Source organism: Vibrio sp. 704 (assembly GCF_033339295.1).
The window spans coordinates 1-23,055 of sequence record NZ_JAWOUH010000021.1 but is presented as its reverse complement, the minus strand read 5'-3'; the positions used below and the strand labels follow the sequence as shown (position 1 = coordinate 23,055).

The 23,055-nt window shown below is 46.1% G+C and carries 21 protein-coding genes and 4 pseudogenes; 15 read left to right on the top strand and 10 right to left on the bottom strand.

Annotated elements, in window-relative coordinates; all coding sequences use genetic code 11:
* The first annotated feature begins 30 nt into the window (after positions 1-30).
* The 7 genes from R7R24_RS20405 to R7R24_RS20375 all read left to right on the top strand — a co-directional run bounded on the left by R7R24_RS20405 (position 31) and on the right by R7R24_RS20375 (position 7,493).
* The gene (locus R7R24_RS20405; RefSeq protein ID WP_138221991.1) at positions 31-936 is read left to right on the top strand and encodes an NgrC; all 906 of its coding nucleotides are present in this window, start codon (positions 31-33) and stop codon (positions 934-936) included.
* 82 nt (positions 937-1,018) lie between these two features.
* Complete coding sequence (locus R7R24_RS20400; protein WP_014386772.1) at positions 1,019-1,576, top strand: hypothetical protein; 558 nt, start codon at positions 1,019-1,021, stop codon at positions 1,574-1,576.
* A gap of 219 nt (positions 1,577-1,795) precedes the next feature.
* Positions 1,796-2,356 (top strand): hypothetical protein, encoded by a 561-nt coding sequence (locus R7R24_RS20395; RefSeq protein WP_014386773.1) that lies wholly within the window; start codon positions 1,796-1,798, stop codon positions 2,354-2,356.
* Positions 2,357-2,505: 149 nt separating this feature from the next.
* The gene (locus R7R24_RS20390) at positions 2,506-4,284 is read left to right on the top strand and encodes a toprim domain-containing protein (protein WP_041154738.1); all 1,779 of its coding nucleotides are present in this window, start codon (positions 2,506-2,508) and stop codon (positions 4,282-4,284) included.
* Between the two features lie 312 nt (positions 4,285-4,596).
* Positions 4,597-5,148: a hypothetical protein gene (locus R7R24_RS20385; RefSeq protein WP_032073025.1), complete on the top strand. Its 552-nt coding sequence runs from the start codon at positions 4,597-4,599 to the stop codon at positions 5,146-5,148.
* Positions 5,149-5,225: 77 nt separating this feature from the next.
* Positions 5,226-5,666, top strand: a complete 441-nt coding sequence (locus R7R24_RS20380; RefSeq protein WP_014386777.1) for a hypothetical protein — start codon at positions 5,226-5,228, stop codon at positions 5,664-5,666.
* Positions 5,667-6,038: 372 nt separating this feature from the next.
* On the top strand, positions 6,039-7,493 hold the full coding sequence (locus R7R24_RS20375) for an LPD1 domain-containing protein (protein ID WP_014386778.1): 1,455 nt from the start codon (positions 6,039-6,041) through the stop codon (positions 7,491-7,493).
* Positions 7,494-7,495: 2 nt separating this feature from the next.
* Here R7R24_RS20375 and R7R24_RS20370 read toward each other — a convergent pair whose 3' ends face one another.
* Positions 7,496-7,789 carry a helix-turn-helix domain-containing protein gene (locus R7R24_RS20370; RefSeq protein WP_014386779.1) on the bottom strand — a complete coding sequence of 98 codons (294 nt, stop codon included), beginning with the start codon at positions 7,787-7,789 and terminating at the stop codon, positions 7,496-7,498.
* Positions 7,790-9,419: 1,630 nt separating this feature from the next.
* Between R7R24_RS20370 and R7R24_RS20365 the strand changes: the two genes are divergently transcribed.
* From R7R24_RS20365 to R7R24_RS20355, 3 genes are read left to right on the top strand one after another with little or no spacing between them, the layout of a single operon-like run.
* Complete coding sequence (locus R7R24_RS20365; RefSeq protein WP_014386789.1) at positions 9,420-9,968, top strand: dual specificity protein phosphatase family protein; 549 nt, start codon at positions 9,420-9,422, stop codon at positions 9,966-9,968.
* A 57-nt stretch (positions 9,969-10,025) separates the two neighbouring features.
* The gene (locus R7R24_RS20360; protein ID WP_014386790.1) at positions 10,026-10,994 is read left to right on the top strand and encodes a tyrosine-type recombinase/integrase; all 969 of its coding nucleotides are present in this window, start codon (positions 10,026-10,028) and stop codon (positions 10,992-10,994) included.
* Position 10,995: 1 nt separating this feature from the next.
* On the top strand, positions 10,996-11,784 hold the full coding sequence (locus R7R24_RS20355) for a hypothetical protein (protein ID WP_014386791.1): 789 nt from the start codon (positions 10,996-10,998) through the stop codon (positions 11,782-11,784).
* Here the strand turns inward: R7R24_RS20355 and R7R24_RS20350 are convergent.
* The gene (locus tag R7R24_RS20350) at positions 11,781-12,269 is read right to left on the bottom strand and encodes a hypothetical protein (protein ID WP_032073030.1); all 489 of its coding nucleotides are present in this window, start codon (positions 12,267-12,269) and stop codon (positions 11,781-11,783) included. The two genes, R7R24_RS20355 and R7R24_RS20350, sit on opposite strands and share 4 nt — an antisense overlap.
* 2 nt (positions 12,270-12,271) lie before the next feature.
* A complete protein-coding gene (locus R7R24_RS20345; protein WP_032073031.1) occupies positions 12,272-13,222 on the bottom strand; it encodes a DNA-binding protein in 951 nt (316 codons plus the stop codon).
* A gap of 259 nt (positions 13,223-13,481) precedes the next feature.
* Here R7R24_RS20345 and R7R24_RS20340 point away from each other — a divergent pair, with 259 nt between their 5' ends.
* Positions 13,482-14,093 carry a DUF2913 family protein gene (locus tag R7R24_RS20340; RefSeq protein ID WP_014386795.1) on the top strand — a complete coding sequence of 204 codons (612 nt, stop codon included), beginning with the start codon at positions 13,482-13,484 and terminating at the stop codon, positions 14,091-14,093.
* A 48-nt stretch (positions 14,094-14,141) separates the two neighbouring features.
* On the opposite strand, the gene R7R24_RS20335 is transcribed toward R7R24_RS20340, so the two are convergent.
* Positions 14,142-14,927, bottom strand: a complete 786-nt coding sequence (locus R7R24_RS20335; RefSeq protein ID WP_101905929.1) for a nuclease-related domain-containing protein — start codon at positions 14,925-14,927, stop codon at positions 14,142-14,144.
* A gap of 709 nt (positions 14,928-15,636) precedes the next feature.
* Here R7R24_RS20335 and mobV point away from each other — a divergent pair.
* Positions 15,637-16,623 (top strand): MobV family relaxase, encoded by a 987-nt coding sequence (gene mobV / locus R7R24_RS20330; protein WP_000852935.1) that lies wholly within the window; start codon positions 15,637-15,639, stop codon positions 16,621-16,623.
* Between the two features lie 234 nt (positions 16,624-16,857).
* Here mobV and R7R24_RS20325 read toward each other — a convergent pair whose 3' ends face one another.
* Together R7R24_RS20325 and R7R24_RS20320 are read right to left on the bottom strand one after the other, a co-directional pair.
* Entirely contained in the window at positions 16,858-17,079 is a 222-nt protein-coding gene (locus R7R24_RS20325) for a hypothetical protein (protein WP_001251694.1), read from the bottom strand.
* Positions 17,070-17,273, bottom strand: coding sequence for a hypothetical protein (locus R7R24_RS20320; protein ID WP_000131876.1), 204 nt, complete (start codon positions 17,271-17,273; stop codon positions 17,070-17,072). Before R7R24_RS20320 ends, R7R24_RS20325 begins: the two co-directional genes overlap by 10 nt.
* Positions 17,274-17,609: 336 nt before the next feature.
* On the opposite strand from R7R24_RS20320, the gene sul2 reads away from it, so the two are divergent.
* On the top strand, positions 17,610-18,425 hold the full coding sequence (gene sul2, locus R7R24_RS20315) for a sulfonamide-resistant dihydropteroate synthase Sul2 (RefSeq protein WP_001043260.1): 816 nt from the start codon (positions 17,610-17,612) through the stop codon (positions 18,423-18,425).
* Between the two features lie 86 nt (positions 18,426-18,511).
* Positions 18,512-18,814 (top strand): phosphoglucosamine mutase, encoded by a 303-nt coding sequence (locus R7R24_RS20310; protein ID WP_000251875.1) that lies wholly within the window; start codon positions 18,512-18,514, stop codon positions 18,812-18,814.
* Between the two features lie 175 nt (positions 18,815-18,989).
* Here the strand turns inward: R7R24_RS20310 and R7R24_RS20305 are convergent.
* The 4 genes and pseudogenes from R7R24_RS20305 to R7R24_RS20295 form a co-directional block, all read right to left on the bottom strand.
* Positions 18,990-20,018: pseudogene (locus tag R7R24_RS20305) on the bottom strand (IS91-like element ISVsa3 family transposase); the annotation flags it as partial.
* 13 nt (positions 20,019-20,031) lie between these two features.
* Positions 20,032-20,367 (bottom strand): annotated as a pseudogene (locus R7R24_RS30980) (toprim domain-containing protein); the annotation flags it as partial.
* Between the two features lie 82 nt (positions 20,368-20,449).
* Positions 20,450-20,962, bottom strand: coding sequence for a dihydrofolate reductase (locus R7R24_RS20300; RefSeq protein ID WP_086371372.1), 513 nt, complete (start codon positions 20,960-20,962; stop codon positions 20,450-20,452).
* A gap of 345 nt (positions 20,963-21,307) precedes the next feature.
* A pseudogene (locus tag R7R24_RS20295) lies at positions 21,308-22,105 on the bottom strand (IS91-like element ISVsa3 family transposase); the annotation flags it as partial.
* Between the two features lie 132 nt (positions 22,106-22,237).
* Between R7R24_RS20295 and R7R24_RS20290 the strand changes: the two are divergent.
* Positions 22,238-22,981: pseudogene (locus R7R24_RS20290) on the top strand (DUF4158 domain-containing protein); the annotation flags it as partial.
* Positions 22,982-23,055 lie beyond the last annotated feature (74 nt).

Below are 23,055 nucleotides of genomic sequence, written 5' to 3'. Positions count from 1 at the left end.
GTGTCTCCTCAAAAAAACAAGGAGATAGCTATGATTAAAACTCATTTCAATAACCAACTGAAAAAACTTGGCTACCCAGAAGGTCTGACAATCGAGTACAGCCTTAGTTACTGTCAAGGTGATGGTATGAGTTTCTATGGAAACCTCGATGAGGATGATGTAGAGAAGCTTATGCTGCGAATTTATGACCCAAATACAGCAGGTGAAAACGCCGTACTTCGCGTAAAAAACCTTTTGGTTCGTAAAGAAGCATTATCTATGTTGGAAATATTAAGGGAAGCAGATATAGGATGTTGCAGAATGTCGATTGAGCGAAACTCTCATGGGCATCGGTACAGCCACTATAACTGCATGGATCTTTGTCATGAAGTCGATTTTGAAAGTTTCTCTGAGGAGCATTTTGAAGCGATTCGTGCCGCTGGTCTGGTAACAGGTGAAGTGACTGATGAGCACATCACTAGATGGCAAAGCATTTGGAACGACTTTGTGAGTCGTCTCGAACATGACATCAAATCTACATCCCAACAGCTTGAAGCCGAAGGCTATGCGCTGGTGGAAGGTACGCCATACGAAGAAGTTGTTTCCTGGGAGTTTAATACAGCTGACTACACAGTCCAGCTTAAAGAGCATCCCGAGCATGACTTTGATATTGGATGCTGGGACGAAGAGTTAGCATTACAAACAATACAGGATATTGTTGATGGTAAGCAGCGCTATCTGAGGTTGGAAGCTAAGATCCTCGACCGAGAGACGGAAGAGGAACTAGCATCTGAATCTATAGGTGGCCTGGTTATAGATGTTAATGACAGAAGTTATGGAAGTTACCGCCGCGAATTGGTCAGTAATGCCATAGCAGAAGTTCGTAAAATACAGCTCAAAAATGCTATATCAGAACATCATCAAATGCAGGAATCGTTAGTTCGTAAAGCGGCCTAACATTTTTACTTAACCCTAGAGGGGGGCTTGCTCCCCTTGTGGGGCAACCCCCTTCGATTTAAATAATTGAAGGAGAAACACTATGGGATTTTTTAGCTGGAAAACGTGTGATTCAAAAGAAAGCATCTCGAATGTATATTCTGGACGTCAAGTTCGCACTGTTTACTTACTACAACCTCATGGTCAGAAACCATTACAGGAAAATGCTTACGAGGGCTATGGCATATTTGGTGGAGTCAACGCCCATGTCTGGCTGGCAAAAGCAAACTTAGATAAGAACATTGCATCTGGAATGGATGACGAAACTTTGCGGATCATAGGGGTTTATCTGAGCTGTGGCTTTGATTTTTACCGAGATAAGAACAAGCAAGTTTATGCTTGTTCAGACAAGGTGATGGTGATAGAAGCTCTTGGCTTGTTTGACTTCCCGATTGTAAAGATAAATGGTTATGATGAAATGTTCACCGTCGATGGAGTATCTGGCACAATGGAACAGCATGAATGGAATGGACGTTTAACAAAGCAAACTCCGCCTTCAATTGCTTATCCTCTGAAATTTTCGTTTAACGAAAATGCGCGATATGAAGCCTATTCGGCATCAGAGTCGTGTGACAAGCAAGGATATTTCTACGATGATTAACAGTGAGGGGCGAAAGCCCCCACTTTCCCTTAGGTGTTATAGAGCACCTAACGGAAAGTGACGAATTCTACTCTCATTGAGAGTGAAGACGCGATAGCTGGTCGCTAAAAACAAACAGCATTCAATTTAAGTGAAAGTTCTCTTTCACCCTTCATAACCCAGTCGGGTACACCAACCCGACATGGGCCAGGTGTACCTGCAAACTGTAGGAGTACACCTATGTCTAACATTGCAATTCTGCAACATCTGCAACAACGTATGCTTGAAATTTCGAATGCGGAAAAACTACCTCTCCATTTCAAATCTAATTTGGAGATTGATGGTAAAGAGCTCGAACGTTTCAAAAGCAACCCAAGCGGTAAATTCGTTTGGTTACTGCGTCCTTCTGGAACTCAAATCGTTCCGGTCGGACTTGGCGTTAATCCCGTTCATATAACGTATTGGATCTGGTCAGAACAAGGACCAGAAACCAAAGCGTTTGTCGTGGATATCAACGCTGGCACCATAGAGAAGATTACTCATGAACAAGCAGAGAGCCTCATTATGATGCCTCCTTGCAAAATCTCTACTCTAATGAGTAAAGAAGAAGTAATCGAGAAAGTAGCTTACGTTCTCCGCGAAGGCGTAAACAGTAAGATTTGGGGAGCTTTTAATCCTCCATCTCTTGATGATTACGCTAAGTGGAATTGGATCGACTGGCTAACTTACTTCAAATCATCAGGTAATCACCTGATGCAATCCTTCTTGGGTAAGGCCATACGCAGAGTTAATGGTCAATAGCCCAAAATCAAACCCCAGCCGGGGAGAGCATCTCCGGTAGGGGAGCCTCCTTGGCTATTTTTTCCCGGTGTCGGGGTTTCCCTAAAGCCCCTGATACGGGGGGACTTAGGGAAGCCTCGATGTCGGGGTTTCAGCTAAGGAGAAACACTATGGATAACTCATATTTCTATAAAGCAGACGAAGTTCGTAGCCTCGCTAAGGGTCAATGGCTTTTCATTTTGGCGCATTTAATGCCTGAACTGGAACCAGCACTCAAAAAAGCGGGAAAGTCCCATGTTACATGTCCGTTTCATGGTGGAAAAAAAGACTTCCGTATGTTCAAAGATGCTCACGAAACAGGTGGTGCTATTTGTTCTTGCGGTTCTTGGCATGATGGCTTTGAGCTATTAAACCAAGCAAGAGGGTGGGATTTTGCTGAATGCCTACAGCAAGTTGGTGACTTGTTGATGGCTCCAAAGCATTTCAAGCGTCAGCAAAGCTCCAATAATACAAGTTCACCGCGCCGAGCACAGCAATCTGCTCCGGCAAAAGTGAATAACACCAAATACGATCCAAATCGTCGCCCTAAGTATCAGGGCACTTTAATTGCTCACGGTCAAGCTCCTTACCAGGACGACCCGATAAATGAACCAAGCTATTTTGCTTACATTCGTTTATCAACGGGCAATGAACGTAAGATTTGGGGCGTTGATCTAGAAAGAGCAATCGGAGAATGCGGTGCTGTATATGGTGATGAAGTCACTCTCACAAATTTGGGACGTGAAGCTGTTACCGTAATGCAGCCTGTATTTGAAGAAGGCACTGGAGAGATCATTGGTGAGAAACCAGTTCAAACACATCGCAATACGTGGTTGGTTGAAGTGAAAACTAAGAGTGTTCGTACTGCTAAACCAGAGTCTGTAGCGCAGGCAAAGGTTTCAAACAGCAGCTATGTCTCTCACTCTGCTCCTGGTTCTTATAACGAAGAGTCATGGGCTGATTCAAATGTTCCGACAGAACAACATGAGGATAATCATTCTTCATGTAGCCCTGTTGAGCATCACCAAGAAGCCGTAGTTGAACAAGAACATTCAGAAAGCAAGGTTGTTCCGCTCTTTGCTGAGCAGTCAAAGCCTTGGTTGATGGAACTTCAAGAGGAAATGCAAAAGAGAGCTCAACGCGAACGTGTTTACAATGCTCGCCTTTGTGAAAAAATTGAGAAGATCTGGAATGAATGTTTGCCCTTTAACTGTGCAGCAGCTGAGCCGTTACGTGCCTATTTCGTCAATCGCAAACTTTTGTTTGCACATGATGTAGTAGAACAGACAGACAGCCTGCGATTCCACCCAAGTATGTCCTATTACGATGAAGATGGTAATGAGGTTGGAAAATTTCCAGCCGCAGTACAAGCCATCCGAGACGCGAAAGGAAACTTGGTTACTTTACATCGTACATATCTGACCAAAAGTGGTAAGAAGGCCAAAGTAGAATGCGCTAAAAAGATGATGCCTGTTCCTGATGGATTGAGTGTCACTGGCGGTGCAGTTCGCTTAGGTATGCCAACAGAAGGAGTATTAGGTTTGGCAGAAGGCTTGGAAACAGCATTGTCTGGGTTCCGTGCTACTCACATCCCTACATGGTCCACAGTGAATGCTACTCTTTTGGAAAACTTTGAAGTTCCAGACGAGTTAGACATCCACACTGTCGTTATCTTTGCAGATAAGGATAAGTCGCTAACAGGGGAACGCTCCGCAAATGTGCTGAAATCTAAGCTTGAAAAGCAAGGATATACAGTTCATGTGCTGTTACCTAAGCTGCCCATTCCACCTCGTGCAAAAGGTATAGATTGGAACGATGTCCTGGTAACTCAAGGACAGATGGGATTCCCGCCGATTAGTACACTCCGCGAGTTTATTGCGCGTAGGGCAGGTGCTTATGGGCGTGTATAACCTAGCAGAAGTAAACACTGAGCCAGGTAACGAAGCTACTTGTCCCTTCTCACCTCCTTTGGGGTGGGAAGGTGATGAGAGCGCCTATCTAGAATTGATGCGTCAACGTTACAAAGACAGAAACTTCAACCAATTAATAATTGGAACTGTCTGGTGTTCAAAAAAAATGGACATACATTACTCTGGGCCGTTTGCAGAACAGGCAGCTCAGATTGTTAATAAACTCCGGTAGCATTTTAGCTACCGGACCATCTAATTACTGAGGGGAACCAAACCTGATGGGTCTGTTCGTCTCACCAAAGGAGAATAACTATGGATATGCCGCAACATCTTCGAAACCCAATGGTAGTTGAAGATGCAATGAAAAAAGCTGAGCCGCTTGCAAAGCAAATGGGGCTTAGTTCTATACCTGACGACATGCTTGAGTTGATCTGTCCGAACTTAACTTTCGCAGGACAATTCACGCCAGGGCTTTACGCAAGATTTCAGAGTGTGAAGCAACTACTGAAATCACTATCGGAACAACACAAACCTAAGCATGGCCATATTGTGAATTTAACGACACAATATGCGAGTTACGAAGAAGCAGTCTTGCTTTTACGTGAAGGTGAAATCAGAGGTGAGAATTTGATAGCTTCTGTGGGTGGAAAAAACCTAGATGATTTCGATATGCGAGATTATGGCATAGCGATGCATGTTGGCTGCGGTGGACCATTTAACCCCATTACTGATAAGCATATTCAAACACTATTCGAGTTCGATATGTTTGAGACTACTTATAACTTTTGGGGAGCTTATTGTGGTAATGGAATGATTGAAGTTACTGTTCCAATGAAGCGATGGTTTTTAACTTTGAATGAATAAATATTAATTTTTCAGTTTAACCCTGGAGGGAGATGTGCCCTCTAGGGGCTCTCTCCTTAAAAACTAAGGAGATAACAATGATTAAGTATATTTTTAACACTTCATTAAGGCAGGAAGTGATTATTGATACCGATAGCAATATTGATGGATATCAATACCACTATATTAATGTTGTTGAACACATTGCTTCTGGTGGAGAGGTTCAAAGGTTTTATCAGGCTGTCGTTGTAACAAAAACTAGTAGTCTTACTTACCACGATAGTTTTGCTACAGACTGGTTTTTGATTAAAAACAATAAACTTTATGTTTGTACTGATGAAAATGGGGAATGTCTTGTTGAATATAGCTCTGAGCATGAAGGCGAAACATTGCCCCTGACTCCTTTTTCCCGAATTGAAATATGTGTAAATAAGAAGGACTCGGCAATTGGATACGCCGTAGCTGAGTTCGCAAAAAGTGTTATAGACAGGGTATTCAATGTCAATGTTGCAAGTATCCCTGTCGTTAACCTGGGATAGTTCAAAAGCGCAGGGGGAAACCCCTCGCTTTCCTAAGCATCCTAAACAGGTTTCTTAGGAAAGTGCCTTGAGCGCTGATGTGCGATAGCTGGTCGCCATAAATAAACAGCATTAATTCACTTTTTATAACCCACGAGGGTACATCACCCTCTTGGGGTTGGTGTACCCATTTGAAAGGAGTACACCATATGAACCAAGCACTTCAATTGAACCCAACTCAAGTACGCGAACAAGCATCGGTAAGAAGGCTGGATTTTTAAGGCTTTGTTCATGCATTATAAATCTGCCGAGATTGGGCATTTCCGCGTTAGTTAACTAAGTGTTCTCTGGTGTATAAGTGTAATTCTATAGTAGAACCAAGAGTCTTATTATATGGGCAAGTTAGACGACACCGGAGAGTATTTACCTTTTGCAAAGAAGCATTTGGTATTAGGGAAAGATAACGGCGACACAAACATTAGCCTTAAATCAATTTGGCCGGAACCTAATTGGCAAGAATTGTGTGATGATGGTCTGTCAGTTGAAGTATGCGCATATTTATCGGTTTACTATTCTGGTTGGAGGAATAACCCCCGTCCAGCTCAGCCATCTGTCAGTCAAGAGCAATGGACAAACGCATACGAAAAATCACTACTTGTTTTGCAAGAGTTGTTTGAAAACGTAGCTGACAATGATGATGTAAAGTTGCTACCGGAACGATTTCGGAGTCGGATGGGTATCCCTAAGAAAACTGGTAGGCAACATATTAGAGATGTTTACCCATTGTACGCTGTTGGTAGAGGTGAAAATAGAACCTACAAAACTCCGTTTGCCTTGACGCTACGACAATCATCTTTAATTCATTTGCTGCCAAAATTAGGGTGGCCTTATACAATCAAGCCATACAATGTTGACCTATTTCCGGTGGCCTTCGAGGGGGGATTCTACCGACTGTGCTCGATACAAGGAAAACGGTTTGTATATAAAGAAACAGAAGAGTTCCCTAACAAATTCAAAAGTGAAACGGATGCTATAAATGCATTACGTTGTCACATGAATTTAGATGTATCGCCCTATATCCCCAGAAAGAAAATCGAAACGATAAGAAACATACAGCTCAGCTATGATGTTACACCAGAACAATTCATAAACACGTTCAATTTTAGAGGAGTTCAGTTTGGGAGCTCTATGCCAGACAAAGAACGTCAACTGTTTGTAAACAATAGCTTTTATGCATTCAAGGTATTAGCTCATATATTAGAGATACCAGACGGATGGATAGGGCTTGGAGGACAACTTGGCATAGCTTTCGGCGCAAGGGGGCAGGGGAAAGCAAGCGCCCATTATGAGCCAGACCTAAATATCATCAATTTGACTCGGCGGAGTGGACCTGGTGCAATTTCTCACGAGTGGTTCCACGGAGTTGATGCTCTTCTGGCAAGGTCTAGAGGATATGAGGGTAAATTGATCAGTGAGTTTATTACTGGCGTAGACATGGAAAACGCACCTGATAAGTTCAGGAAAAACATTCTCCTTATGAGGAATATCATTACTAAGCAACTTTGCTCTGGTACTAAGTATTTCAATCAATCACAGAAACTGGCAGGCCAGAAGGGAGCGCGAAAATACTGGATAGAAAGAAGCGAGATGTTAGCCAGGGCTTTTGAAGCTTTTGTCCAGGACTCACTTATAAGCAAAGGAATAAGTTGTGATTGGCTTGTTATGGACACTTTACTTTCAGATGTGCCTAAAGAACATCATGACAAGCATCCTTACCCGCAAGGCGATGAACGCAAGAATTTAAACTACTCGATGTTTAATCTAATGAAAGGGATTTGGAGTAATTAGGTTTAGCTTCTTGATAAAAAGTAGTCGAGTAGAGCACCTTTTCTAATCTCCTTTTTTTTAAACTGATCAAGCATATAGAAAAAATCAACATGATCGATACCATACAAGTCAAGGAGAGCTAATGCATCAAATAGGTCAATCCCAGTATGACCATTTTCGAACTTGGAAATGAAAGATTGGTTAACACCGATATGGTTGGCCGCGTCAGCCTGAGATAAGTTGCTTTTTTTCCGAAGCTCCTTAAACAGGTCACAGACAAATAAATATTCACTTCCTCCTTTCTGATAGAAATTCACAAAACACCTTGAAAATTATCTAGTCCACGAGTTACGCATGAACATGCGCGTCAACGAAGCGACAAAATTGGATTTCTCTTGATCATTCATCCGGGAAAAGTTGGCAAGATACATTTCCCGTTGAGTTACGATTGTCATTAGATTTGCCTCTAGCGGAGATGATGAGTCAATCAATAACTGAATGCGTTCAGGGATCTCCTCGGCAGTGCTAATGTCAAAATTTGTATTGTTTAACAAGAACATGCTGTTTCACCCATAAGAACCCCGTGGGATTATACACCCAAAGGTCAATTATTCCGAGTGGAATAATTCGCAAGACTTTAGCCGAAAACCAACCGGATTGGCTGGTGGTGAAATATGCAACCTGAGGGAGGACTTTTTTGTCGCCACAAGCCAATGTTTTCGCACAATATAGTTTGTACACAGCTAGGACAGTAGATCAGGCACTTACAGCAATCGGTACAATAAAGTTTTGTTACTATCGCGTATTGTCTGCTTGCTGCTGCGTCTGGACCTAGCTCTGCCCTACAAAACTCATGGTCTCTAAGGTTCTGATTTAGCGAAGGTTAGAAATTAGTGTACAAACTTTATTATTCCAAACCTGCCTTTATGTACAAACTTTCTGGTCACTGTACAAACTTTATTGTTCCAGAACAGCCAATAACTGGTGTAATATTAACCTTAAATTCTCTACTTACGAAAATGTACCTTTTCCAAAGTAGAGCTTGTAAAATTTAAAGGTCGAATAGTTTGCGACTCACTTTTCGCGCACGAGGGGCATAAAGTCACGTATAAGCACCTTTTTGAGTGGATAAAAGGAACGATAGCCGTCCTATTCTAAAACCATGATATACCGGGTGGTTTAGCAGTGGCGTTATCCATTTTGGCGAACTCTATTCTACATAGAGTTGTATGTTGGCAAACTTTATTTTACCTACACACTTTTATTTTCATATTTCGGCACAACAAGGTACGGAGGCGGAAAATCGTGGATTTAACTGAAATGGCACTAGTAGCAGCAGTACTTTCAACTCTTGGTTTTGCAGTTACCCTTATACGGCATGTCTTGTTTAAAAGGGAGTTCTATAAACTAAAAGAGGACATGAAAAAACATACTCTTGAGCACGGTGTTAACGAGCAGCTATGGATTTTATTTGTTACGCGGTCACGGAAGATGCTTAGGTTCTGGAGGTAACATATGCTAAATAAAACAAAGTTTGAAAAAGTTCTAAGTAGAGTGATCAACAAAAACAGCGCTCGTTGCTCAAAGTGCAAGCGAATGTTTACTCAGCCATGTCATACCTTTGGTGGTCTCGATGCAGAGGGCAAAGTTCATAATGTAGCTCTATGCTGTAGAGACTATATTGTAGACATGCGCCATTATGGTGTTTATACAACCCTTCCAGTTAATACAGCAGAAGGTGAACGCCAGGCCAAAGAACTATTAGATTCCCACCCCAAAGACGCAAGCAGGTATTGACTGTTCTAGTGAAACAGCGAGCAAAACCAAGATTGCACCAAACGAACAAAGAGTAAAAGTAATTAAAAAACAGCCAGATACAAAGCTGTTCTAACAAAACAAAGACAAAATTCCCTTTATTGTCCCAAAAGAACACTCGAAGAGAAGCCAATGTGTAACGGAAAAGTTATTTTTGTTAGCCAGAGAGAGGCTGAGACTATTCACCCAGAGCCCGGAGTAGCAATGATTTCTATCACCGATCCGGGAAAACCTTTAGCTGAACTAGGTTCCTGGGAGCTGATATACAGAGATTCTTTTTTTGATGGAGGCTATAGTGAAGACGCTATCCACATCCATAAAGATGAGTTTCGAATGCGCTATTGTTCTTATATTGATTCAGAACAGGCAGAGAAACTAAAAAATTTCATATCTCAACTAATCTCTTCTGGAGTGAATAAAATCTACGTTCACTGCTATTTTGGTCGTTCACGCAGTGGAGCTGTTGCTAAATACCTGGTGGATCAGTTCGGTTTTGAAAGCAATAAACCAATTGAGAGCCCAAATATGACTGTATATAAATTGCTATGTAATCCAGTACGGTTTGAACCCTTGATCCAGCAATATGAACAAGCTGCTAAAGCTCCTAAAGAAGAAAAGCAACCAACAATATCCCAGAAGTTCGTAGATTTATTGATGGTAGCTTTAGGGCTTAAAAAATAATCAGTGAATGTGGCCCCTACTCTCGATACAACGTGCATGAAAAGAAGAGAAACCAACATGGAATATCACGCTAACAACATAATAACTGCGGAACAACAAGGAGAGCTGATCACCGCAGAACAGATTAAGAGCAGTATAAAAACTAACGCGGCATCAGCCTATTTACTTAGTCTCCGCTCAAAGCTTAGCCGTCAAAAAATGGGTTACTTCCTGAATAATGTAGCCAAAATGACGGGCAACCAAAGCATGTTTCATTGTGACTGGGGGACAATGAGACGCCACCATGTCCAGGGTATTATTGACTTGCTTATTGATGCAGGAAGAGCTCCAGACACCATTAACACCTATCTTGCTGGGTTAAAAGGCGTCGCTCTTGAAGCATGGACAATGAAGCAGATTGATATGGAAAGTTATCACCATATCAAGCAAATAAAGAATGTGCGTGGCGAAAGAATTCCCAAAGGGAGAGCGCTAGAACGTCATGAAGTTGCCCAGCTTTTCAAAGTGTGTGATGAAGACTCACGATGTAAAGGAGTTAGAGATAGTGCAATTTTTGGGGTGCTTTTAGGCTGCGGTTTAAGGAGAGGTGAAATAGTGGCCCTAGATCTAGGCCATATAAATTGGCGAGAACAAGCAATTACAGTTATGGGTAAAGGTAATAAAGAACGATTGGCCTTTATGCCCGACGGAACGCTTAGAAGATTAAAATTGTGGGTTAATGATGTTCGAGGTGAACAGCCTGGGCCTCTTTTTCCAAGAATTCGACGACATGATGATGTACAAGACAGTCGAATGACAGATCAGGCAATCTACGAAATCTTGAGAACTCGACGAATGGAAGCTGGGTTAGAGCATTGCTCTCCTCATGATTTGCGTCGGACTTACGCGAACGACTTATTGGAAACTGGCGTTGATATCATGACCTTAAAGGATATGATGGGACATGCTAGCGTTACTACCACTCAAAGGTATATTCGCATCAAAGATGAGCAAATGCGAAATGCAAGTAAGAGGTTGGTAATTTAACATGCTCGTATCATTTCTGACATGGTTTTTAGTTGGTTTGCAGCCCATTGTGCTGGTGGTCATTATTCAAAACCTTATTGGAAAGTTGTTAACCCCTATTGCGCTTCGCAATAAAGCCAGCCGGGGGGTGTACTTAGCTACAGCAGCTATTGGAGTGCCTATTCATGAACTCAGTCATGCTATTGCGGCGTTCCTTTTTCGGCACCGAATAACCAAAATAAAGTTTTTTGAATACACAGCTGGGCATGGCCGCTTGGGATACGTCGAGCATCAATGGAACGTGTTGTCACCGTTGCAAAATGTCGGGCTTTTCTTTATTGGTATTGCTCCTTTGATAGGAGCTGGTGCAGTCATATACTTAACTACAAAGCTAATGCTTCCAGGCTTATTGGATACGCTGGCTTGGCGCATAGTAGAAATTCCTATGGGAATAACGGGCGATCCAGTCAAAGATGCTTTCTATGCTGTGCAGTACGGCATTTCTGGTGCTGGTATTGCGATTCTTTCCGTGAGCTCGGAGCCTCAGTTCTGGCTCTGGATGCTGATCAGCAGCGTTGTGGCGTTTCACTCGACACCAAGCAAAGCTGATATGCAGAGCGCATGGAAGGGAGCGATAGCCGTAGGAGTGTTATTAACGGGGATTGTCTTCATTTTCGAGGCTTATTATCCACTAACCGAAATGGTGGTTGGTTATTGGCTTTACAGTGTATCTATTATGTCTGCCACAATTGTATTTTCTATGCCTTGGTGGGTAATATTGCTGATGATCGCTATGGTTTCAAAACGCTAGCTCTCTGTTTTTTTAGCTGTTCTCTCAAGCAAAGCGCTTTGGCGGAGTATTGCCAACACATCAGCAACCGTCATTTTCCATCCCATAGCAAGACGTCGAATGATAAACGAACCTAATTCAGTACGTTCTTGCGGATTAAACAAACACTGTTTAACCTGCCCTGCTTCTGATAAGGATAGTGAAATCCCTTCGGGTCCATTATGTTGTAATTTGAAACCTTTGTTACGCTTAGAACCGTGATAAGCCCCCTCAGATAAACGAGCAAGGCCGAACAGTACCTGAGTAAAGCTGGTAAGCTCATACCTTGTCAACTGGACGGAAATTTTTTCCTGCCAGTTTGCATCAGTGCCAAGAAGTGGCGCAATCTCGATTGTGACCGAAGGATATTCATCCTTTTGGGTCTCTGTATACTGGAACTGAACTACAACACGCTGGTGTTTGTTATAGATTTTAAAAGCTTCACCAAACAATTTAGTTTCGCTCATAACTAATCTTTCACCTCAAGTTGCGACAATTTTTTCTTTGTACTGATATGAGCTTTGCGTTCGGAATTCAAATCAGATTCAAGTTTGCTTTTTGCTTTTGAAGTGGCCGCGTGAGCTGCTTTTTCGGTATCGAGAGCTTCGCTAATTGTCTCCAGTCGCCCCAACCCTTTCTCTGATTGCATAAGCCGCTCTTGAAGATGGTTAACTCTATCCTGAGTTGTTTGATGCGATTCTTTCTCTGCTTTTAAAGATTCACGGAGTGCTTCATTTTGAGCACTTATAGTCGCGTTTTGTGTTTCTGCTTGGGTGAGTTTTTCGCGGATATCTTTTAACTCAGAGCGTAGTTGTTCACGGTTAGATTGAGCCTCTTCTACCAGCTTACTGCTGTCCTCAAGACGCATCTCCGCTTTGGCTAAGTCTGTGGTTAATCGGTCAATCTGAGTTCGATGTTCAACAATCACCCTACTCTTTTCTTCTAGTTGATCACGCAGTGTCTGTTCAGTAGTAGTCCAAGATGATTTGGCCGCTGCATGTTGTTCGCTATGTTCCTGTGCCAACTGTTCTTTCTTTTGAACTTCAAATTGAAGGCGCTCTATTTTGCTTTCAGCATCAGCTAAGGCAGAAAGAGCCTCTGCTTCGGAACTTTTAGCAGCACGTAGCGTTTCTTCAAAGCGAGATTCAATAGCAGTTTGAAACCTGCCCATCTCTTTCATAAATGAGTCAGCAAATGCATCACTGAATCCCATTGATTCCATTAAATGAGCCTGGGATGCTTCGAGCTCTTCACGCCACTGCCTAACAAAGCCTAGAGCCGTTCCTTTGGAACCTCTGCCAAGTTCTGCGATCACTCGATTGCCGCTTATCTTTTCTCCGGAAGCATGTAGACGGTCACAGACACCTTTTACGTCTGAATAAGTCAATGCAGGACTTTGTTGCCGCTTTTCCATAATCATTTCTCTTCAAAAAAATCAAGTATACCGTCAATAGTATGCCAAATACGGTACAGTTACAAACAAGTGTACCTTTAATACGTTAGAATTGAATGGCGGTACAGTTTGATTGTTTTGCATCTAGATAAATAATCATAACAGACTGATATTTAAGGATGTTATTATGGTTTAAATCGAGAATGAACAGGTTGTAAGGTGTACCGATTACTGTACTTTCGGTACACCAGTTCTAAACCAACTCTTTAAGTGCGAGGTGTGATAAATGAGAAGAAAAAGAGGTGATTATCCACAATTGGTAAATGACTTAGTAATCAATACATTGTTACACCTTTATATGGAATGTAGCGATACACGTCGGTTTGTGCCTCTCCACCAGCGAAATGCGATTGTTATGCGTTATCTGAAATCCTTACTCAAAAAAGCAGCATACAAGGAGACAAGAAAAGATATTAAAGCTCTTATTTACGCTGGGCAGAAAGGTGACAAGTTGGAAGAGCAATTGTGGAGGCTCAAATCTCTTGTTAATAATTATGGCAATGATGTTGAAAAGTTTTACGGATTCCTCAACTTAATTGAGAGTACGTTAGCTATTTACAGTGAGTTATTTAAAGAAAATACTGCTGTCGTTTCGAATAGAGTTTATTTGTTAGCTGATCACATTGATAATGGCTTTGACGATAATGGGAGGCAAGTAGCCCCAATTGCTCTATCTGTGAACTCTTCAAAATGGAAGCAAATACCAGCGTTGGCCGAAGAACATGGTCATTTCTATATTGAGATTCTTGATAGTGATGAGAGTAAAGCAAACCTTTATGTTCACCCTGCCGCAATGAAAAGAGCCGTTCACAAAGAACATGAAAAGGAGTGTGACTGATGGCAGTGTAGGATGCAAACCGCTACTACACTGCCCTGAGTGCTAAGTTCAAGCACGATGTTTAGCTTTGAGGTTTTTCACATGCTTAAAGTTAGTTTTAAGCCCCTTTTCTAAACGTGCAGACTCTAGACTCTCATAAACACTATTAATGTCGATAAAAGAGCTTTCCTTGGATTGTTCATAAATATAATCTGCGGCCTTCCAACCGGATGTGAATAGTAGCTTTGGTGTGTTTTTACTCCTCCATTCGCACTCACCTACCATAACTACAATCGAGTAGAACGCTTCCTGGGGAATGCTAGGCAAAAGAGATTGAATTGCTTTCACATGCTTATAGTTTTGTCTGAACGGATTTTGAAACTTGTAGCTACGTTTAAATATCTTTTGAGTCCAAAATTGATCTGATTCCTTGCCATAAATCCAGCCTTTATAATGTTTTGTTTCAACGACAAATATTCCAGCTGGGGAAATAACAACATGGTCCACCTGAGTAGTATCTCCATCGGAAACTTCAAGAGTAACATCATCAAGTACTATGCAATTATTACCACATTTTTTATTTAATATTTTTGATAAAGCCCACTCGCCTATTTTCCCTTTGATATGGCGTGAAAATACTTTGGCAACAAATAATAGTGTTACAGCCAAAATCAACATCCACGTTGTCGGTTGATTTAGAAGCTCTCCAAAAGCGCCTATAAATAGATTGGGGTTTTGCGCCCATCCCCTCGATATAAACCTCAGTTGATGTAAGTTATTGAAAAACTTTGCGCCCCCTAATTTTAAGTAAAGATCAAAAAATTTAAAACGTTTTGATAATTGTTTAACACTCAAATTACTGTTTAAGAAACAGGCTTAAGGTTAATTTCGAGGGGATGGGCAACAAACCCCATTTAGTATTTTTCCCCTTCTCCTCTAAGGGACTGCCGTCCCGCCGGCGCTTCGCTTGGCACCCTGCTGACGGTCGCTGCGCTCCCTTGGAGTTAATGCCTCGCCAGAGGCGAGAGGGTTTGTTTCCGCTGCGCTAGGCCCAAAGGGGCTTTGCCCCTCTGGACTCCCCACACTCGCCGCCGTGAGGCTCGGGGGCTGGGGCCTGCGGTCGCTGCGCTCCCTTCGTTCCCAACCCCAGAGCCAGAGGCTGGGTCGTTCCGGCAGCGTCAAGGGCGGGAGCGGAAGCCGCAGCCCTGGAGCGAAGCGGAAGGGATCGGGTGAGCACCCGGCGAAGCGAACCCTTGACGTGATGGAGTGACCCCCACGCTCAGGCAAGGGGGCAGGTAGAGCAGAGCGAAGCGGCGCGGCCACCTGCACCCCTGCCACGTGGCGAACGCGGGGTTTGGGGCAGCGCCCCAAGGTGTTCGCAACGACCGAAGGGAGGCGCAGGGCGAAGCCCGTAGAGCAAGGCCGCAGGCCGCTGCAACCGCGTAGCGGTCACGTACTTTACGGAGTAAAGTCTAGTGAGTATACACTTCAAAGAAGTGGCCCGCCGGAGGCACATTCGTACCTCGACGGGCTGGCAGCAATCTGACAGTGCGGAGGGGGACGGATGGCGTTTGCGATCATGAGGGCGAAGAAGCTCAACAGCATGGGCACGGTGGCGGCTGCGTTGCAGCACTGCTACCGCGACCGCGAGACGCCGAACGCCGATCAGGAGCGCACACCGGACAACGATCACCTGGCGGCCAGATCGACCGATGAGGCGATGGGCAAGCTCAGGGAGCGGTTGCCGGAGAAGCGGCGCAAGGATGCGGTGCTGGCGGTCGAATACGTGATGAGCGCCTCGCCGGAGTGGTGGCAGACCGCAAGCGCCGACCAGCAGCGGGAGTTCTTCAAGCGATCGACCGAGTGGCTGGCCGACAAGTACGGCGCTGAGAACGTGGTCACGGCCACGATCCACCGGGATGAGCTGACCCCGCACCTGTCGGCGTTCGTGGTGCCTCGGACGGCTGACGGGCGCCTGAGTGCCAAGGAGTTCATTGGCAACCGGACGAAGATGAGCCAGGACCAGACCAGCTACGCCGAACGGGTGGCCGATCTGGGGCTTGAACGGGGCATCGAGGGCAGCAGGGCCACACACCAGCGAGTTAAAACCCACTATGGGGCGATCCAGCAGGCAGGCCGAGACGTGCCACACCTGACGCCTGACGAGCTGAAACCCCAGAAGGTCAAGGGGGTGTCACTGGCCGAGAAGGTGTTCGGAGCCGTGGAGACGGTCGAAGGGGTGGCGCAAAGGTTGAACGCCAAAATAATGGGGTCTGTGCAGCCGATGGCCGAGAAAGCCGCTGTAAGCGCCCAGAACGAGCGAAGAGCCAAGGAGCTAAGGGAAACCCTAGCCCAGCAGCAAAAACGCTTACAGGCCCTTCAGGAGCCGTTTAAGGGGCTATCCAAGGATCAGGTAGCGGGACTGATCCGGCAGGCGGTGAAATTGCGGCAGGAGAACGAGCAGGAGAAGCAGGAGCGCGCCCAGCAGATCAAAGAGCGATTCAAGGCCAAGCGGGAACGGGAGCGCAGCGACCGCAGCAGGGGCCGTTAACCCTTTTCAACCAACTTTAACCAACCTTGAACAACCTTAAACCATTGTTTAACCAACATTAAACCACTTTCAACCAACCCTAAACCACTTTCAACCAACCCTAAGCAACCGGGGTGTAAGGGCTGGCAGTAATCGCGCGGATTTACAGGCACGTCGGATATGTTTACAAAAACTCCGTTTTTGACACATATCCCGTGCCAAAGGGTGCCCCTTTGAAACCCTCCAGCGCCCCGCTCAATCGCGGGGCAGGGTGACGCGGTGGGGTAGGTCGGGACTGGGGCCGTCCTCGTCCAGGAACGCCACTTCGGCGCGTTCCAGGGTGCAGCCATCGAGGTTCAATTCTTCCATGTCCTTGAGGGTGAAAACCCCCGCCTCCTCGCGGCTCTTGGTGTACCCGTAGCCCTTGGGTTTCCAGTACTCCAGACCTGTCTTGATGTAATACATGCTCATGGCCATACCTCGTCCTTGAGTTTCGATATAACGGAATCCAGCGCCGTTCTGGTGGTGCCGTCCAGCGTGTCTATACCCCTGTCGTAAGCCTCCAAAACAGCGGCCATTTCAGCGGCTGTGATGCTGATAGTGGCCGTGGTGTCCCTTACGATATGGGAGTAATCAGGCTTGCCGAAAAGGGCTTTGAGTGGATCTGTCATGGCTGATCTCCAAACATATCAAGCGTGTCTGTATCCCACTCTATTGTAAACAAGACATTTTTATCTTTTATATTCAATGGCTTATTTTCCTGCTAATTGGTAATACCATGAAAAATACCATGCTCAGAAAAGGCTTAACAATATTTTGAAAAATTGCCTACTGAGCGCTGCCGCACAGCTCCATAGGCCGCTTTCCTGGCTTTGCTTCCAGATGTATGCTATTCTGCTCCTGCAGCTAATGGATCACCGCAAACAGGTTACTCGCCTGGGGATTCCCTTTCGACCCGAGCATCCGTATGAGACTCATGCTCGATTATTATTATTATAGAAGCCCCCATGAATAAATCGCTCATCATTTTCGGCATCGTCAACATAACCTCGGACAGTTTCTCCGATGGAGGCCGGTATCTGGCGCCAGACGCAGCCATTGCGCAGGCGCGTAAGCTGATGGCCGAGGGGGCAGATGTGATCGACCTCGGTCCGGCATCCAGCAATCCCGACGCCGCGCCTGTTTCGTCCGACACAGAAATCGCGCGTATCGCGCCGGTGCTGGACGCGCTCAAGGCAGATGGCATTCCCGTCTCGCTCGACAGTTATCAACCCGCGACGCAAGCCTATGCCTTGTCGCGTGGTGTGGCCTATCTCAATGATATTCGCGGTTTTCCAGACGCTGCGTTCTATCCGCAATTGGCGAAATCATCTGCCAAACTCGTCGTTATGCATTCGGTGCAAGACGGGCAGGCAGATCGGCGCGAGGCACCCGCTGGCGACATCATGGATCACATTGCGGCGTTCTTTGACGCGCGCATCGCGGCGCTGACGGGTGCCGGTATCAAACGCAACCGCCTTGTCCTTGATCCCGGCATGGGGTTTTTTCTGGGGGCTGCTCCCGAAACCTCGCTCTCGGTGCTGGCGCGGTTCGATGAATTGCGGCTGCGCTTCGATTTGCCGGTGCTTCTGTCTGTTTCGCGCAAATCCTTTCTGCGCGCGCTCACAGGCCGTGGTCCGGGGGATGTCGGGGCCGCGACACTCGCTGCAGAGCTTGCCGCCGCCGCAGGTGGAGCTGACTTCATCCGCACACACGAGCCGCGCCCCTTGCGCGACGGGCTGGCGGTATTGGCGGCGCTGAAAGAAACCGCAAGAATTCGTTAACTGCACATTCGGGATATTTCTCTATATTCGCGGTTCAGCAGGCATGTCCCCTTTGAGGGCGACCCGACGACAGGATAATCGACCTTATGGTGCGCAAATATTTCGGCACAGACGGTATTCGTGGCAAAGCCAACGAAGGCGCGATGACGGCGGAAACCGCCTTGCGCGTCGGCATGGCGGCTGGCCGTGTCTTTCGTCGCGGTGACCACCGCCATCGTGTCGTGATCGGCAAGGATACGCGCCTGTCGGGCTATATGCTTGAACCCGCGCTCACAGCCGGTTTCACCTCGATGGGCATGGACGTATTCCTTTTTGGCCCGCTGCCGACAACGTATAGGAAGAATAAACGCCCTTTTCACCCAAGTCCAACAGCTTTGGACCGCAGTTGACTCTTTCGACACCCCTGCGATGCAACCCAATCCGGCTGACGGGGAGCCAGCAACGCTGAAAATTTACCCTCCTCTTTCCCACTAGCGGCTCCTTTTCCGACAACCAGCACGGCGGATCCCTGCCGCGGCGCTGTGAACGCAGCATTTTGATTGGTATCGTTGGCCTTCAGGCTCGTCAGTCAAACAGACCCAGGAGCAGCTCAGCCGGTGGCGCCCGGCTTTCGGGTAACGCCCTGGTCCCGCTGGTTTCGGCTTTGTGCTTCAGGTGATCAAGGATCTGCTTGATCACTATAGGGTCTTCAATGCAGGCGATGACTTTCATGGCGCCGCCGCAGCCGCTGCAGGTCTCGATGTCGATATTGAAAACACGCTTGAGCCGTTGCGCCCATGTCATCGACGCTCGCCGTTGTGCTGGTGTTGCCGGTTCATCAGCCACCCTGACCTTGTTGCCCCTGCCCCGTTTTGCCGGCGTGACCAACGCCCGGTGCCGACTGTTGGGTGCGAACACCCCGTGGAAGCGGGTTAGGTTGACTCTGGGCTTCGGTACCAGGGCGGCCAGCCTTGCAATGAAATCCAATGGTTCGAAAATGACGTGCGTGGTGCCGTCCCGGTACGGCGTCTTGAGCTGGTAGCGCACGTTGCCGCCTCGTGTTAACGACAGCCGCTTCTCGGATACCGCCGGGCGGCTGATGTACCGGCACAGCCGTTCGAGCTTCTTGCGTTCATCGGCCCTGGCCGCCACGCCGGCGTGCAGGCTGGACCCGGCTACCTTGCCAATCCCGTCACCGAACGGATCACCACTGGTCGGCAGAGTTTGCAAAGTGAACACCTTTCGCCCCGCCTGTGAACCGACAGCGATACGGTAAGTGATCGAGTGCCCCAGCAGGGGTGTCATCGGGTCGTCATCCACCGCATCCGAGGCCAGATAGCTGTTTTCGACATCCCGTTCCAGCAGGCCTTGCCGTTCCAGATAGCGACCCACCCGGTGGGCGATGGTGTGCGTCAGCTGGGTGAGCTCTGGGCTGGTCGGCGCCTTGACCCAGCGGAAACGCGCTGAGCCGTGGGATTGCTCGACATACACACCGTCGAGAAACAGCATGTGGAAGTGAACATTCAGATTGAGCGCCGATCCAAAACGCTGGATCAGGGTGACCGCGCCCGTCTTGGCCACTTGGTGGGTATGGCCCGCTTTCTTGACCAGGTGCCAATACCCATCTTTGTATCAACTCCCCTTCCTGCCCGGCATCCCCGCAATTGATGACTTCAGAACAAGATGCTACCAATTTTTCAATAACAGCAAATTGCCTTTTTACTCCATCGTTATCAATTAGTTTAATGCCAAATTTTTTAGGTACAATTGGCAGATCTTCCAATTTCCAGTATTTCCAATTTTCTTTGTAATCATGGGGTTCATTCAATGTACACAGATGGCCAAAAGTCCAGGTTACCCAATAGCCATTTCCTTCATAAAAGCCGTTGTTGCGTTGTTTTGCACCAATTACTTCGGCAATATCTTTTGCCACAGAAGGTTTTTCAGCTATACATAAAATCATAAGGAGGCAAAGTTAGTAAGGTCGTTGAAGTTTTGAAACCGTTACATACAAAACATTTCAACAAAAACAGTAAGTTTTAGAGTTATTTACGTGTATATTTTTTTATTTCAAAAGCAAAAGCGTGTTTTTCATCAATACCCTGTTTCAGTACAGTTTCACTATTCCACTCAGATTCAGAAAATTTAGGAAAAAAAGTATCTGCGTCAAACACTCCATCTACTTGTGTGATATACATTTCTTGAAGGATGTTTCGCTGCATAACTTCTGCATAAATTTGTCCCCCACCAATGATGAAAACAGTTCTTTCGGTTTCATTTTTATAGAACTCTAAACATTCAGTAAGTGAAAAAAAGACATGAGCTCCTGGTGCTTGATAGCCGATTTGGTGAGTTAAAACGGCATTTTCACGATTTGGCAAGGGTCTAAATTTCTCAGGAATAGATTCATAATTTTTACGTCCGGTTATTACTACATGACCTGTTGAAGTTTCTTTAAAGAATTTCATATCAGCCGGCAATTTCCATAACAAATCGTTGTCTTTACCAATGCCAAAATTTTTATCCATGGCAACAATTAATGATAGTTTCATAATGATCGGTATTGAATAATTAATTTTTTATTTGAGGCATTAAGCACATGCAATAATTTCTCAATTGGTTTTTTCACCTTTTCTTTCAAATGTAACTCATCTGCAGTTTGAATCATACGTATAGGAAGAATAAACGCCCTTTTCACCCAAGTCCAACAGCTTTGGACCGCAGTTGACTCTTTCGACACCCCTGCGATGCAACCCAATCCGGCTGACGGGGAGCCAGCAACGCTGAAAATTTACCCTCCTCTTTCCCACTAGCGGCTCCTTTTCCGACAACCAGCACGGCGGATCCCTGCCGCGGCGCTGTGAACGCAGCATTTTGATTGGTATCGTTGGCCTTCAGGCTCGTCAGTCAAACAGACCCAGGAGCAGCTCAGCCGGTGGCGCCCGGCTTTCGGGTAACGCCCTGGTCCCGCTGGTTTCGGCTTTGTGCTTCAGGTGATCAAGGATCTGCTTGATCACTATAGGGTCTTCAATGCAGGCGATGACTTTCATGGCGCCGCCGCAGCCGCTGCAGGTCTCGATGTCGATATTGAAAACACGCTTGAGCCGTTGCGCCCATGTCATCGACGCTCGCCGTTGTGCTGGTGTTGCCGGTTCATCAGCCACCCTGACCTTGTTGCCCCTGCCCCGTTTTGCCGGCGTGACCAACGCCCGGTGCCGACTGTTGGGTGCGAACACCCCGTGGAAGCGGGTTAGGTTGACTCTGGGCTTCGGTACCAGGGCGGCCAGCCTTGCAATGAAATCCAATGGTTCGAAAATGACGTGCGTGGTGCCGTCCCGGTACGGCGTCTTGAGCTGGTAGCGCACGTTGCCGCCTCGTGTTAACGACAGCCGCTTCTCGGATACCGCCGGGCGGCTGATGTACCGGCACAGCCGTTCGAGCTTCTTGCGTTCATCGGCCCTGGCCGCCACGCCGGCGTGCAGGCTGGACCCGGCTACCTTGCCAATCCCGTCACCGAACGGATCACCACTGGTCGGCAGAGTTTGCAAAGTGAACACCTTTCGCCCCGCCTGTGAACCGACAGCGATACGGTAAGTGATCGAGTGCCCCAGCAGGGGTGTCATCGGGTCGTCATCCACCGCATCCGAGGCCAGATAGCTGTTTTCGACATCCCGTTCCAGCAGGCCTTGCCGTTCCAGATAGGGGTTCTAGGGATTTTCCCCTCTAAAGTAACATAAATCGCCATACTCACCATATTTAAAGGCATACAAAGGTGGGTTACTTCTCCAAAGTATGGCAAATTATGAGGTTAACAACCCCTTAAACTTAATTTAATTAAAAACGAACTATCAATTCTTACCAAAGCTGAGCAGCTTGATCTATATTCTCCGCCGCTATTATCACTTGAACAACAACGATTGTATTTTACGCCAAACGAGATCGAGTTAACAGAGTTGAAAAGTATTCGCCTAAGGAACCACCGATGCTATTTCATTGCGTTATTAGGGTATTTTAAGTCTAAGCCTGTGATTCTTTCACCTAGCTTTAACCTCATCTTTGACGATATGCAGTTTATTTCAACGCAAGTTCAAGGAGGCAAAGGGATCAGGCCTTTCAGCATTAATAAGATGCAGCGTGACCGTATATATCAAAGAATACTGAGGTTATTAAACTATCAGAAATGGGACGAAAGTCTGCACTTTGCGCCGCTGTACGAACATCTTGTTATGGTCGGCAAAGCTTGGCTTGAGCCTCGTTATCTATTCGATGCAGCCGCTGAATATCTAGCAACGCATAGAATTGCCATCCCTAAATATACTGTCTTACAAAAGCTTATCAGTCGTGTTATCCAACAGGTCAAGAAGGCGTTAAATAATAAGCTTCGTATTCATGTTTCATCTGAACTACACGGATTTCTAAATACTATTATCGATGACAAAGATGGGCTCTCCTTAAGCCAGCTTCGAGCCGGTGCAAAAAGCGTTATGGTGACAGAGCTAAAAAAAGAACTGACGGTGTATCATCAGTTACAGCCTTATACAAGACAGATTGATAATGCTGTTAAGGGCTTAGCCCTGAGGAATCCCCTAATGATTTTGATAAAAATCATAAATTTAAGGTAGATGCACATCTTGTCATGTGATCAAATGGT